Source organism: Thioclava sp. JM3 (genome assembly GCF_002213185.1).
Lineage (GTDB): Bacteria > Pseudomonadota > Alphaproteobacteria > Rhodobacterales > Rhodobacteraceae > Thioclava > Thioclava nitratireducens.
In genome coordinates, this window is record NZ_NBOB01000011.1 from 14845 (window position 1) to 28387 (window position 13543).

The 13543-nt window shown below is 63.1% G+C and carries 10 protein-coding genes; 9 read left to right on the plus strand and 1 reads right to left on the minus strand.

Annotated elements, in window-relative coordinates; translation table 11 throughout:
- Position 1 precedes the first annotated feature (1 nt).
- The 7 genes from B6V73_RS17605 to B6V73_RS17635 all read left to right on the plus strand — a co-directional run bounded on the left by B6V73_RS17605 (position 2) and on the right by B6V73_RS17635 (position 10222).
- A complete protein-coding gene (locus B6V73_RS17605) occupies positions 2 to 1942 on the plus strand; it encodes an ATP-binding protein (RefSeq protein WP_088725958.1) in 1941 nt (646 codons plus the stop codon).
- A 247-nt stretch (positions 1943 to 2189) separates the two neighbouring features.
- On the plus strand, positions 2190 to 3911 hold the full coding sequence (locus B6V73_RS17610) for an OFA family MFS transporter (protein ID WP_075777247.1): 1722 nt from the start codon (positions 2190 to 2192) through the stop codon (positions 3909 to 3911).
- Positions 3912 to 3979: 68 nt separating this feature from the next.
- On the plus strand, positions 3980 to 4864 hold the full coding sequence (locus B6V73_RS17615; RefSeq protein ID WP_088725959.1) for a LysR family transcriptional regulator: 885 nt from the start codon (positions 3980 to 3982) through the stop codon (positions 4862 to 4864).
- Between the two features lie 89 nt (positions 4865 to 4953).
- A complete protein-coding gene (locus B6V73_RS17620; protein ID WP_088725960.1) occupies positions 4954 to 5430 on the plus strand; it encodes a formate dehydrogenase subunit gamma in 477 nt (158 codons plus the stop codon).
- Positions 5427 to 6935: a formate dehydrogenase beta subunit gene (locus B6V73_RS17625; protein ID WP_088725961.1), complete on the plus strand. Its 1509-nt coding sequence runs from the start codon at positions 5427 to 5429 to the stop codon at positions 6933 to 6935. Before B6V73_RS17620 ends, B6V73_RS17625 begins: the two co-directional genes overlap by 4 nt.
- On the plus strand, positions 6932 to 9826 hold the full coding sequence (fdhF, locus tag B6V73_RS17630) for a formate dehydrogenase subunit alpha (RefSeq protein ID WP_088725962.1): 2895 nt from the start codon (positions 6932 to 6934) through the stop codon (positions 9824 to 9826). The genes B6V73_RS17625 and fdhF overlap by 4 nt, the downstream gene beginning before the upstream one ends.
- 192 nt (positions 9827 to 10018) lie before the next feature.
- Positions 10019 to 10222: a formate dehydrogenase subunit delta gene (locus B6V73_RS17635; RefSeq protein WP_088720615.1), complete on the plus strand. Its 204-nt coding sequence runs from the start codon at positions 10019 to 10021 to the stop codon at positions 10220 to 10222.
- Positions 10223 to 10421: 199 nt separating this feature from the next.
- Here B6V73_RS17635 and B6V73_RS17640 read toward each other — a convergent pair whose 3' ends face one another.
- Positions 10422 to 11423: a LacI family DNA-binding transcriptional regulator gene (locus tag B6V73_RS17640; protein ID WP_168174930.1), complete on the minus strand. Its 1002-nt coding sequence runs from the start codon at positions 11421 to 11423 to the stop codon at positions 10422 to 10424.
- 152 nt (positions 11424 to 11575) lie between these two features.
- Between B6V73_RS17640 and B6V73_RS17645 the strand changes: the two genes are divergently transcribed.
- Positions 11576 to 12679: a sugar ABC transporter permease gene (locus B6V73_RS17645; RefSeq protein ID WP_088725964.1), complete on the plus strand. Its 1104-nt coding sequence runs from the start codon at positions 11576 to 11578 to the stop codon at positions 12677 to 12679.
- Positions 12676 to 13515, plus strand: a complete 840-nt coding sequence (locus B6V73_RS17650; protein ID WP_088720603.1) for a carbohydrate ABC transporter permease — start codon at positions 12676 to 12678, stop codon at positions 13513 to 13515. The genes B6V73_RS17645 and B6V73_RS17650 overlap by 4 nt, the downstream gene beginning before the upstream one ends.
- Positions 13516 to 13543: the final 28 nt, after the last annotated feature.

Here is a 13543-nt window from a genome sequence, read left to right on the forward strand (position 1 = left end):
AATGCTGCGCGCGCCAAAAGCCTTGCGATCCGTCCGCGTGCGCTTGCTGGTGATCGCGCTGCTGCCGATGCTTGTGCTCTTGCCGGTCTTGCTGGGCGGCACCATCTGGCGCTGGTCGGGCAAGGTGGACGCGATCCTGCTCAACAAGGTCACCGGCGACCTGACCATCGCGGATCAATATCTCGGGCGGCTGGTTGAGACCTCTGGTGAGCATATCGATGCCGTCGCGCGGTCTGTGGCGCTGCAAACCGCGCTCGAGAACGGCACGACCGACGCCTTCCTGGAGCAGGAGCGTGCGCGGCTCGGGCTCGATTTCCTGCATATCACGCGGGATACGACGTGGCCCGTCGTAAAAGATGCGCTCGATGGGAAGTGGCAAAGCAAGATCGACGTGTTCGATGCAGATGCGTTGGCAGCGATATCTCCCGATCTGGCTGCGCAAGCGGAAATTCCCTTGGTTCCCACCCGCGGCGCGGTGCCCACGGAGCGCACCGTCGAGACGCGCGGCATGGTCATTCATTCAGCCGCCCCGCTGACGCTTCCGGACGGGACGCGGGTGGCCTTGGCGGGGGGCGTCCTGCTGAACCGGAACCTCGGTTTCATCGATACGATCAACGCACTCGTCTACCGCGCCGAAAGCCTGCCCGAGGGCAGCCAAGGCACGGCGACGCTGTTTCTGGATGACGTGCGTATTTCCACTAATGTCCGCCTCTTTGAGAATGTGCGGGCGCTGGGAACGCGTGTCTCTGCCGCGGTTCGCGCACGGGTTCTGGGCGAAGGATACATCTGGCTGGATCGCGCCTTTGTCGTCAATGACTGGTATATCTCGGCCTATGAACCCATTCTCGACAGTTTCGGCACACCGGTCGGGATGCTTTATGTCGGCTTTCTCGAAGCGCCGTTCAGCGCGGCCAAGCGCAATTCGGTCATCACGCTGAGCCTTGCGTTCCTGTTCATCGCACTGGCGTCGGTTCCTGTTTTCCTGCGATGGGCCCGGCGTATCTTTCGCCCGCTCGAAGGGATGACCCGCACCATCGACCGGGTGGAAAGCGGCGATCTGGGGGCACGCAACGCTCCGGTCGAAACGGATGGCGAGATCGCACAGGTCGCACGACATTTCGACAGCCTGCTAGACCGGCTCCAACAACGCGACCGCGAGCTGCGACAATGGGGTGAGACGCTGGAGCACCGCGTGGAGGAGCGCACCCGCGAGTTGCACGAGGCCAACCAGCGGCTGGAGCGAACTACCGAACGCCTGATCATCTCCGAGAAACTGGCCGCCGTGGGCGAGATCACGGCTTCTGTCGCCCATGAAATCAACAATCCGGTCGCGGTGATCCAAGGCAATTTGGACCTTGCGCGCAGCAACCTTGGCGAGGACGGCCGCCGGGCCGAAGAAGAGTTCCGCCTGATCGACGACCAAGTCTATCGCATTGGTGTCATCGTCTCGAAGCTGCTGCATTTCGCGCGCCCCGAGGAGTATTCCGGCGCAGACAGGCTGGTGGACCTCTCGCAAGTAGCCCGAGATTGCCTCGTCTTGACCCGGCACCAGATTCAGGCGGCGGGCATCACCAGTGTGGTTGAGACCGAGAGCAAGTCGCAAGTACATATGTCGCGGACGGAATTGCAGCAGGTCATCGTCAACCTGATTCTGAACGCAGTCCAAGCCATGCCCGGCGGCGGGACACTTCGCGTGGCCACGGCCGAGGAGGCCGGTGAGGTCATTCTGAGCGTAGAGGATACCGGCACCGGCATCGACCCGTCGGTGCTACCGCGCATCTTCGACCCGTTCTTCACCACCAAGCAGGCGCAGGGCACGGGACTGGGCCTGTCGATCAGCCAGCAACTCGTGAGTCGCGCCGGCGGACGGATTTCCGTGCGCTCGATGCCCGGAGGTGGCAGCCGGTTTGAAATCGTCCTGCCCGCCGCTGTTGCCGATTGATCCGGACACAATGACCAGATTTCGCGGACCCGCATCGCGTGGGTCGGGACAAAATGTCCAACTTATTCGAAAGCGAGAGAGCGCGGCAGGACATTGTGTCTTCATAAGTAACTGATAACAAATAATAATTTTCTTGACAACGCAAGGACTGAATTGCCTGCTTATGTCCGCGCATGCCGTTGCATGCCGCCGGAGCGGCTCGGGGAGGAGACCGGGGCGTTCCGTCAAGAACATGGGAGGAAACTAAATGAGCAACGCTTCTGGCGGGGCGCTGGGCTTTTTGCACAAAAGCCACATCGTCGCCGAACCCGGTTTCAACCGCTGGCGGGTTCCGCCGGCATCCATCGCCATTCATCTGTGCATCGGCTCCGTCTACGCCTGGTCGGTGTTCAACCCGGCGCTGACCCGCGCGTTGGGCGTGGTCGCGCCCGCAGCCGAAGACTGGTCGCTGAGCTCGGTCGTCTGGATCTTCTCGGTCGCGATCGTGTTTCTGGGCCTCGCCGCGGCCTTCGCGGGCAAGTGGCTGGAAGACGTCGGACCGCGCATGGTCGGCGTGGTGGCCGCGTTCCTTTGGGGCGGCGGTTTCATCATCGGCTCGTTCGGCATCGCCGCGCACCAGCTTTGGCTAATCTATCTGGGTTACGGCGTGCTGGGCGGCTGCGGGCTGGGGCTGGGCTATGTCTCGCCGGTGTCGACGCTGATCCGCTGGTTCCCCGACCGGCGGGGCATGGCGACGGGCATGGCGATCATGGGCTTCGGCGGCGGCGCGATGATCGCGGCTCCGGTGCAAGGGTGGCTGCTGGGCGTGTTCCAGAAGGCCCCCGACTTCCTCGGCGCGCGAGACGCTGTCGCGACCGTGGTCGAGAACGGTCGTGTCTTTGCCGAAACCGCCGCGGGCAAGGTCGAGGTCGTGGTGGCCAGTGCCGCGCAAGCAGCGGATTTCGGCGGTCAGGCGGGTGTCTATGTCGTGGGCACCGGCAATACGGGTGCGGCACAGACTTTCATGACGCTGGGCATCGTCTATTTCATCGTCATGATCCTGGCCTCGTTCCAGTATCGCGTGCCTGCCGAAGACTGGAAGCCCGCCGGATGGCAGCCCAAGCCCGTCGCCTCGGGCATGGTGTCTCAAAACAACGTCCATATCGATCAATCACTGAAGACGCCGCAGTTCTGGCAGATGTGGCTCATGCTGTGCTTCAACGTGACCGCCGGTATCGGCGTGATCGGCGTGGCCAAAACCATGATGTCGGAAATCTTCGGCACGGTGATGCCGTTGGTGGTCACGGCGGCGTTCGCCTCGACCTACGTGCTGATGATCTCGGTCTTCAATATGGTGGGGCGTTTCTTCTGGGCGTCGACCTCGGACTACATCGGGCGCAAGGCGACATACATGTGCTTCTTCGTCTTGGGCACGATCCTGTATCTGTCGATCCCCTATTTCGCCACAGCCGTGGCCACCAACCCGTCGATCGTCTACCTGATCGGCTTCTACGCCGCGACGATGATCATCTTCTCGATGTATGGCGGCGGGTTCGCGACGATCCCGGCATACCTCGCGGACATGTTCGGAACCATGCATGTGGGCGGCATCCACGGGCGGCTGCTGACGGCGTGGTCCACCGCAGGCGTGCTGGGGCCACTGGCCATCACCTCGCTGCGGCAGATGTCGGTGACGAACGCGATCCAGGATCTGGCCGCCAAGGTCGATCCGGCGGCCTTTGCCGAGAAATTCGGCGCCCCGTTGACGCAGTTGGATCAGCTGGCCGCGGCCAAGACCGTGACTATCGCCAAGCTGATGGAAATCGCGCCCGCCGGCACGATTGACCCGACCCCGTCGCTCTACAACACCACCATGTATTGCATGGCGGCGCTGTTGGTCGTGGCGTTCTTTGCCAACCTGATGATGAAGCCCGTCAAGGAACACCACCACCACGACGAACCGGAACTGCAAGCCGTTCCGGGTGAATGATGAAATCGGGCCGGGGCGTGCGTTGCGCGCCCCGGCCTTCTACGAGAGCGCCGCAGGAAAGACCGCCGATGCTGGACAAGCTGGAAATGTTCATCGCGCTGGCCAAAGAGGGGCATTTCGGGCGTGCGGCCGAGCGGATGAATATCGCGCAACCGACGCTGTCCGCCGGGATCAAGCAGCTGGAAGCGCAGCTGGGCGTGCAGCTGGTGCATCGTGGCTCGCGGTTTGGGGGGCTGACACCTGAAGGCCAGACCGCCTTGTCCTGGGCCAAGCGCATCGTCGAGGACGCGCGGCAATTGCAAGACGAGATGCGGAACAGTCGGCACGGCTTGACTGGCGAGGTGCGGCTGGCGGTGATCCCCACAGCGCAGACCTGGGCCGGGCGGCTTTGCACCACCTTCGCCAAGCGTCATCCGGGCGTGCGCTTCACCATACTGTCGCGCAACTCGCGCGAGATCCTGCAAATGCTCGACGATTTCGAGGCCGATGCCGGGATTTCCTACTTGGAAAACGAGCCTCTCGGCCGGGTCGATACCGCAGAACTCTATGACGAAAGCTATATACTCGTCTGTGCCCGCAATTCTCCATTTGCGGATAAGCCCAAGATGTCGTGGTCTGACTTGAAAGGGCAGACGCTGGCACTGCTGACACCTGACATGCAGAACCGGCGGATCATCAATCGGCTCTTTGCCGAAAGCGGCGTGACCCCGGCGACCTGTATCGAGGCGAATTCCATCATCGCGCTGGTCGCGAGCGTGGCGTCGGGCCATTGCATGACCGTGCTGCCCCAGGACGTGGCCGAGTTCGTCGCGGGCGGCAAGGACGTCGCGCTGGTGCCGCTCGAAGGCGCGTCGCGGCCACAGAAGGTCGCGCTGATCCTGCCGCAGCGTGACCCGCGAACCCCCGTTCTGTCGGCGCTTCTAGCCGAAGCCAGGCGCCTGCCCGCCGCTTGATCCAAAATCCCTATCGCCCCACGGAACGCCGTTATTGATCAGCGCTCCCTACCGTGTGCCAACGTATGCCAAATTGGAGGACGACAGCCATGGCCCAGCCTGCCACCGTTATCGACGGCGACGAGATCGCTCGGATCGTCGACGCCCACCGCGCCCTCGAAGGGCCGCTTCTGCCGATGCTGCATGCTTTGCAGGAGGCGTTCGGGTATATCCCCACGCAGGCTCATGGGCCGATCTGTGATGCCCTGAACGTCACCCGCGCCGAATTGCATGGCGTGATTACTTTTTATCATGACTTCCGCGAAAAGCCCGCCGGGCGTCATGTTCTGAAAATCTGTCGCGCCGAGGCCTGCCAATCGGTTGGCGGCGCGGCGGTGGCCGATGCGCTGCTGGCCAAGCTGGGGCTCGAATGGCACGACACCACCGCCAATGGCGCGGTGACGATCGAGCCGGTTTATTGCCTTGGGATGTGTGCGTGTGCGCCCGCCGCGATGGTGGATGACCGGGTGGTGGGGCGCGTCGATGCCGCGAAACTGGACAAGCTGCTGGCGGAGATGGACGCATGAAAATTTACGTTCCGATGGACAGCGCGGCCAAGGCACTGGGGGCCGAGGAAGTGGTTTCCGCCCTGCGGGCTGCGGCCCCCGAGGCACAGATCGTGCGGACCGGCTCACGCGGGATGATATGGCTGGAACCGCTGGTCGAGGTCGAAGTGGATGGCGTGCGCCACGGTTTTGGTCCTGCCGAGCCGTCCGATGTGGCGGGTATTCTGGATGGTAGCAGCGCCAAGGCGCTTGGCCCGGTCGAAAACCTTGACTGGATGAAGCGCCAGACCCGCCTCACCTTTGCCCGTGTCGGCGTGATCGATCCGCTGTCGCTGGCCGATTATCGGGCGCATGGTGGCCTTGCCGGGCTGCGCCGCGCGCTGGCGATGACCGGGCAGGAGATCGTTGACGAAGTCAAGACGTCCGGCCTGCGCGGAAGGGGTGGCGCTGGCTTCCCGACCGGCATCAAGTGGCAGACCGTGCACGATGCTGACGCGCCGCAGAAATACATCGTCTGCAACGCCGACGAAGGCGACAGCGCGACCTTTGCCGACCGCATGCTGATGGAAGGCGACCCCTTTACCCTGATCGAGGGCATGACCATCGCCGGGATCGGCGTCGGTGCCACCAAGGGCTACGTCTACCTGCGCTCGGAATATCCTGACGCGATTGCCGTGATGACCCGTGCGGTGGAGGTCGCCCGGGCCGAAGGGCTGCTGGGCCCTGACGTTCTGGGTTCTGGCCGCGCCTTCGACATGGAAATCCGCAAAGGCGCGGGCGCCTATGTCTGCGGCGAGGAAACGTCATTGCTCAACTCGCTCGAAGGTAAGCGCGGCGTGGTCCGTGCCAAGCCGCCGCTGCCCGCGCTCGAGGGGTTCCTTGGACGCCCGACCGTGGTTAACAACGTCATCAGCCTCGCTACGGTGCCGGTAATCTTCGAAAAGGGCGCGCAGGCCTATGCCGATTTCGGCCTTGGCCGGTCGCGTGGGACCGTGACGCTGCAGATCGCAGGCAACGTGGCGCGCGGCGGGCTGTTCGAAACCGCCTTTGGCATCAGCCTCGGAGAGGTGGTCAACGATCTCGGGGGCGGCACTCTGTCGGGCCGTCCGGTCAAGGCGGTGCAGGTTGGCGGGCCGCTGGGGGCCTACATGCCGCTCAGCAAGTTCGACACACTGCTGGGCTACGAGGAGTTCGACGCGGCGGGCGGGTTGATCGGCCATGCGGGCCTGACCGTCTTTGACGACACCACCGACATGCTGGGCATGGCGCGCTTCGCGATGGAGTTCTGCGCCGTCGAAAGCTGTGGCAAATGCACCCCCTGCCGGATCGGCGCGGTGCGCGGTGTCGAAACCATCGACCGCATCGCACAGGGCGACGCCGCCGCGCTGCCGCTGCTGGCCGACCTGTGCGAGACGATGAAGGACGGTTCGCTCTGCGCGCTGGGAGGCTTTACGCCGTTTCCGGTCATGTCCGCCGTCACCCATTTCCCCGACGATTTCGCTCGCCTGAAGGAGGCCGCCGAATGAAGGATTTCATCATTCCAGTCGACCGCGACATGGGCACGCCCGCCAGAAAGGGCAAGCCGGTCACCCTGACCATCGACGGGTTCGAGGTCACGGTGCCCGAGGGCACGTCGGTGCTGCGCGCCGCTGCCGAAATCGGCATCCAAATTCCAAAACTCTGTGCTTCGGACAATCTTGAGGCGTTCGGATCCTGTCGCCTTTGCGCTGTGGAAATCGAAGGCCGCCGGGGCACCCCGGCCTCCTGCACGACGCCGGTCGCGCCTGGCATGGTGGTGGACACCAACTCGACCAAGGTGCGCAAGATCCGCAAGGGCGTGATGGAGCTTTATATCTCCGACCATCCGCTGGACTGCCTGACCTGCTCGGCCAATGGCGACTGCGAGTTGCAGGACATGGCGGGCGCTGTCGGGCTGCGCGACGTGCGCTACAAGGCGCCGGAAAACGGCGGCTTGGCCAATCACTTCTCCGCCCGCAACACCAGCGGCGAGGCCAATCCCGAATGGCTGCCCAAGGACGACTCCAACCCCTATTTCAGCTACGATCCGTCCAAGTGCATCGTCTGCAACCGCTGCGTCCGCGCCTGCGAAGAGGTGCAGGGCACCTTCGCTCTGACCATCGCGGGGCGCGGGTTTGACAGCCGCGTGTCGGCGGGTGGCGCCGGCGATGACTTCCTGTCGTCGGATTGCGTGTCCTGCGGAGCCTGCGTGCAGGCCTGCCCTACCGCGACCTTGCAGGAAAAATCCATCATCGAGATGGGCACGCCGGATCGGTCCGTCGTGACCACCTGCGCCTATTGCGGCGTGGGCTGCTCGTTCAAGGCGGAAATGCAGGGTGACGATCTGGTCCGGATGGTCCCCTACAAGCACGGCAAGGCCAATCGCGGGCACAGCTGCGTCAAGGGCCGCTTTGCCTATGGCTATGCCAACCACCGCGACCGCATCCTCAACCCGATGATCCGCGACACCATCGACGAGCCGTGGCGCGAAGTCAGCTGGGATGAGGCGCTGACCTTTGCCGCGAACCGCCTGCGCGCGTTGCAGGACACCTATGGCAAGAAGTCCATCGGAGTGATCACCTCCAGCCGCTGCACCAACGAGGAAACCTTCCTCGTGCAGAAACTGACCCGCGCGGTGTTTGGCAACAACAACACCGACACCTGCGCCCGCGTTTGCCATTCGCCGACCGGCTACGGGCTGGGCCAGACCTTTGGCACCAGCGCTGGCACACAGGATTTCGACAGCGTCGAGCAAACCGATGTGGTGATCGTCATCGGCGCGAACCCGACCGACGGCCATCCGGTCTTCGCCAGCCGCCTGAAAAAGCGCCTGCGCGCCGGGGCCAAGCTAATCGTGATCGACCCACGCCGCATCGACCTTGTGAAATCGGCGCATATCGAGGCCTCTCATCATCTGGCCCTGACGCCGGGCACCAACGTTGCCGTCGTCACCGCCCTGGCACATGTGATCGTCACCGAAGGCCTGATGGACGAGGCGTTCATCCGCGAACGTTGTGACTGGGACGAATTCCAGGTCTATGCCGAGTTCGTCTCGGAGGCCCGACACAGCCCCGAGGCGACCCAGCTTCTGACCGGCGTTCCCGCCGAGGAACTGCGTGCTGCGGCCCGTACCTTTGCCCGTGGCGGCAACGGCGCGATCTATTACGGGCTGGGCGTGACCGAGCATTCGCAGGGTTCGACCACCGTTATGGGGATTGCCAACCTCGCAATGCTGACCGGCAATATCGGCCGTCCCGGTGTGGGCGTGAATCCGCTGCGCGGGCAGAACAACGTGCAGGGCTCGTGCGATATGGGGTCCTTCCCGCATGAGCTGCCGGGCTATCGCCACGTGAAACTGCCCGAGGTGCGCGAGATTTTCGAAACCACCTGGGGCGTTCAGATCGACCCGGAGCCCGGCCTGCGCATCCCCAACATGCTGGATGCGGCAGTCGAGGGCAGCTTCAAGGGGCTCTATTGTCAGGGCGAGGACATCCTGCAATCCGACCCCGACACCAAACATGTGGCGGCCGGGTTGGCGGCTATGGACTGCGTTATCGTGCATGACCTCTTCCTGAACGAGACGGCGAATTACGCCCATGTCTTCCTGCCGGGATCGACCTTCCTCGAGAAGGACGGAACCTTCACCAACGCCGAACGCCGCATCAATCGCGTGCGTCGGGTCATGGCACCCAAGAATGGCTACGCTGACTGGGAAGTCACGCAACTCCTGGCGAATGCCATGGGGGCAGGGTGGTCTTATACCCATCCCAGCCAAATCATGGACGAGATCGCTGCGACGACGCCCTCCTTTGCGGGTGTGGACTACGCCCTTCTGGAGGAAAAGGGCTCCATCCAATGGCCCTGCAACGAAGACCACCCGGAGGGCACACCGTTGATGCATGTCGACGGCTTCGTGCGGGGTAAGGGGCGTTTCATCGTCACCGAATACGTGGCCACAGACGAGAAGACCGGCCCGCGCTTCCCGCTGCTGCTGACCACCGGGCGCATCCTGTCGCAATACAATGTGGGGGCCCAGACCCGGCGCACCGACAACGTGGTTTGGCATGACGGCGACGTGCTGGAGATCCACCCGCATGACGCCGAGAACCGTGGCCTGAACGATGGTGACTGGGTAAAGCTGGCCTCGCGGTCGGGCGAGACGACGTTGAAGGCAAAGGTGACTGATCGCGTCAGCCCTGGCGTTGTCTACACCACCTTCCACCACCCCGATACGCAGGCCAACGTTATCACCACCGACTATTCCGACTGGGCCACCAACTGCCCGGAATACAAGGTAACGGCAGTCCAGGTCTCGCCCTCGAACGGGCCGACGGGCTGGCAGGAGGATTACGCGGCACAGGCCGAACGCTCGCGCCGCATCCTGCCCGCGGCGGAATGAGGATGCGGACGCATGCCGGGGCGCCGGGCCGGGCGCCCGCGCAAACTGGCGCTGATCCAGGCGGGCCACGGCGCGGTTGCAATCAGCTCCCAGCTCTCTGTCGAGCGGGCTGGGATCACACTTGCCGCGTTCACCCGCGGCCGGTGGCTGGCCTTTGTTCTCATCCAAATCGTATCAATGAAGAGGCTGCAAATGTCGCCTGACAAGATGATCCGCATGGCGAACCAGATCGCCACCTTCTTCAAGACCCAGCCGGGCGACGATGCCCCCGCCAAAGTTGCCGCCCACATCGCCGACTTCTGGGAGCCGCGCATGCGCGCGCAGTTGCGGGACTATGCAGCCGCCGGCGGCGAGGGGCTGGACGACATTGTCTTGAAAGCGGTTCCACTGGTCTGAAAGGTCATGAATGGCGTCTTCGTCGAAAGCCGGCCTGTACCGGCTCGGCGGACGCCGGACACACCTTTGATATCGCTCCGTCAATAGGCGCCCGAGGTCGGTGCTTGAATGCCAGCTTCCAGCGCGGGAGGGATGTGGCCGAGAGGGTCAGACCGAAGGGAAGGCTCCATGGAAGCGCGGTGCCAGCCGAAGCGAGGATTTAATCCGTCGTAAGTGGCGCTCTCAAATGCGACTGCCGCGCAACGAAAGGGCAGGCCATGCGCTCGACGCGCGGAAGCAGGGTCGATTTCGCCCGCAGCTGCCGGGCGCACCATCGTCCCATCTCGCCATGCGGAAGAAGCACCGTCGAGAGCGCGGGCGAGAGGTGCTGCGCAATCTCCTGGTCGTCGTAGCCGACCACGGCGATATCCGCTCCGACGCGCACGCCGTGTTCCTTCAGTGCTTCGTAACACCCGAGCGCGGTCAGGTCGTTGGCGCAGAAAATCGCCTCGGGGGGCGCATCGAGGGAGAGCAACTCGCGGGTTTCGCGGTAGCCGCCGCTCGGCATGAAATTCCCCTGTCGGATCAACTCGGGTTCAGGCTCCAGACCGCTTTCGCGCATTGCGCGGATGAAACCCTCCTGACGCTGCTCGGACGCCTCCATCCAGGCTTCGCCCGCGATGAAGGCGATCCGTCGATAGCCTTCGCCGATCAGAGCCATGGTCGCGGCGTGGCCGCCGCGCCGCTCCGCAGGCACCACCGCGCGGAACAGGCCTTCCTTGTCATGGCAATTGAGCAGCACAGCGCGATGCTTGCGAAGCGCGAGATGTGGTGACACCTCGCGCGTCAGGATCGAGGCATAGACCACCCCGTCGATCCCATCGCGTTGCCATTTCTGCAGGACCTGCTGCTCGTAGCCCGGATCGCCACCGGTCATTGCTATCTCGACAAGCGCGCCGTCGGACCAGGCCTGCTCCTGGAACGCCTCGATGGAGATGGACGCGAAGGGGCTCGTCGCGATTTCGTCGATCATGAAGCCGTAAGTCGTCGGGCGGCTGCGCGACGGCGGGCGCCCGGCAGAACGGTATCGGTAATCCAATGTCTCGGCGGCCTTGAGAACCCGATCCCGAGTCTCCTTGCCGATCCGCATGTCTTCCTGCCCGTTCAGCACGAACGATACCGTCGATTGCGACACCCCGGCTGCGAGAGCCACGTCTTTCATCGTCACTTTCGCTGTTTTTTGCTTTTTCTTTTCAGGCTCTTGCATCGGGGAATTCCAGGGTCCGAGGAAAATTTGTTGACAGGCGACGGTCTCTATCTGACATTGCTAATATTATTAGCACAAGGGCTAATGCGAGCTTTGGGAGGAGGCGCATGGCACGGCAAACGATCGGGAAACGCAAAAGGACGCTCTCGCAGCAGCAGGCGGCATGGGCGCTTCTGGCCCCATTTCTCGCCACCTATTGCGCCTTTCTCGTCTACCCTTTCTTCAAAGGCGTCTGGATCAGCCTGCATGACTGGAACCTCCTCGCAGTGGCGATGAACCCCGCGGCGGCGAAATGGGTCGGGCTGCACAATTACGTTCACATGCTGTGGGGACGAAACATCACCTGGGGGCCGGTCTCGCACCCCCTCATTCAGCTTCTCGCGCTTGCCGTTCTGGCCGGTGCGTTTGGACTTCACCGGGCGGGTCGTTTGAGTGGCCGCAGCGCGATCCCGATCGCGATCGCGGCGCTACTCATCTTTCTCCTCCTCGGCTTCACGCCCGGTGAAGGCGGTCGCTGGTTCGATCGCAGGTTCTGGCCGACCGTCGGCAACACGGTGCTGTTCGTGGCGCTCGCAGCCCCCGGCACCACGATTGCGGCGCTTCTGCTGGCGGCAGCGCTCAATCGCGAGACCCGGATGATGGCCGTGTTCCGCACCTTGTTCTTCCTGAGCCAGGTTCTCTCGGTGACGGTCGTAACCCTGATCTGGCAGATCATGTTCTCGCCTACGCAGGGGCTGATCGACAACGTGATCAAGGTATTCGGCGGGTCTCCGGTCAGCTGGCTCACGGATCCGCATTTCGCGATGCTGGCGATCGTGGTCACGACGATCTGGTGGTCGCTCGGCATCGCCATGATCCTGTTCCTCGCCGGGATGCAGGACATCAACCGCGAAATCTACGAGGCGGCGGCCCTCGACAATGCGCGAGGATGGAAATCGTTCTGGTTCATCACCCTGCCGAACCTCAAACGGACCATCACGCTCGTCGTCGTCTTGCAGATCATCCTGCATTTCCAGGTCTTCGGGCAGTCGCACCTGATGACGCAGGGCGGCCCGGATGACCGCACGCAGGTGCTGGTGCGCTACATCTACCAGTCGGCTTTCCGCGACAGCGAGATCGGACGCGCCTCGGCCATGGCGGTCTTTCTCTTCGCGATCATGAGCGTCTTCGCCGTGATCCAGTTCCTCATCGGTCGGGAGAAAAGCGAATGACGTCGAAACGTAGCTATTACTGGCTTTGCATAGCGCTCGCCGTTCCCGCCTTTATCTGGCTCGTGCCGACGCTCTGGATGGTATCGCTCTCGTTCCAGCCGAACGAGGTTCTGGCGCGAACAACCGCTTCGACTTGGCTGGGGATGATTCCGATCCCCTTCACGTGGGACAATTACGCAAAGCTCTTTTCCTTCGGGGATACGCCGCGTTGGTTTCTCAATTCGATCGTCGTGGCGGGGGGCATGACCTTCGCGGTGCTCGCCGTCTCGACGACTGCAGGTTATGCGCTCGCACGGCTCCAATTTCGGTTCAAGACGGCCATCACCATCTTCATCCTGCTCGGTCTGATGGTGCCGGAACAGGCGATCTTCATTCCGCTCTATACGATGTTTGCCAATTTCGGTTGGCACAACAGCTATGGCGCGCTGATCCTGCCGCGGGTGGCAGTGCCGATCGGCGTCTTTCTGATGATGCAGTTCTTCAAGGCCGCGCCGAAGGATATCGAGGATGCTGCGCGCATCGACGGGGTAGGGCCGTTCCAGATCTTCTGGTTCGTGATGCTGCCCCTCGCGCGTCCCGCAATGATGACCCTCGCGATCCTGACGTTTCTCTACGCGTGGAACGACTATCTCTGGCCGCTGGTTTCGGCGAGCCACAAGGAGATGTTCACCATCACGCTGGGCCTTGCGAGCCTGCAATCGAACTTCGCGCAATCGGAAGGGCTGGGCCGCGTGATGGCCTCGGGTGTGATCGCCTCGCTTCCGGTCGTCGTCCTTTTCCTGATCTTCCAGCGCTACGTCGTGCAAGCGATGACCGTAGGCGGAAGCAAGGGATAACCGGGGCGCACTTGCCCCATTCAAACGG

Bases quoted from the DNA above. Each gene is read 5' to 3' on its own strand.
- B6V73_RS17605 (WP_088725958.1), top strand. From the start codon at position 2: ATGCTGCGCGCGCCAAAAGCCTTGCGATCCGTCCGCGTGCGCTTGCTG.
- B6V73_RS17610 (WP_075777247.1), top strand. From the start codon at position 2,190: ATGAGCAACGCTTCTGGCGGGGCGCTGGGCTTTTTGCACAAAAGCCAC.
- B6V73_RS17615 (WP_088725959.1), top strand. From the start codon at position 3,980: ATGCTGGACAAGCTGGAAATGTTCATCGCGCTGGCCAAAGAGGGGCAT.
- B6V73_RS17620 (WP_088725960.1), top strand. From the start codon at position 4,954: ATGGCCCAGCCTGCCACCGTTATCGACGGCGACGAGATCGCTCGGATC.
- B6V73_RS17625 (WP_088725961.1), top strand. From the start codon at position 5,427: ATGAAAATTTACGTTCCGATGGACAGCGCGGCCAAGGCACTGGGGGCC.
- fdhF (WP_088725962.1), top strand. From the start codon at position 6,932: ATGAAGGATTTCATCATTCCAGTCGACCGCGACATGGGCACGCCCGCC.
- B6V73_RS17635 (WP_088720615.1), top strand. From the start codon at position 10,019: ATGTCGCCTGACAAGATGATCCGCATGGCGAACCAGATCGCCACCTTC.
- B6V73_RS17640 (WP_168174930.1), bottom strand. From the start codon at position 11,423: ATGAAAGACGTGGCTCTCGCAGCCGGGGTGTCGCAATCGACGGTATCG.
- B6V73_RS17645 (WP_088725964.1), top strand. From the start codon at position 11,576: ATGGCACGGCAAACGATCGGGAAACGCAAAAGGACGCTCTCGCAGCAG.
- B6V73_RS17650 (WP_088720603.1), top strand. From the start codon at position 12,676: ATGACGTCGAAACGTAGCTATTACTGGCTTTGCATAGCGCTCGCCGTT.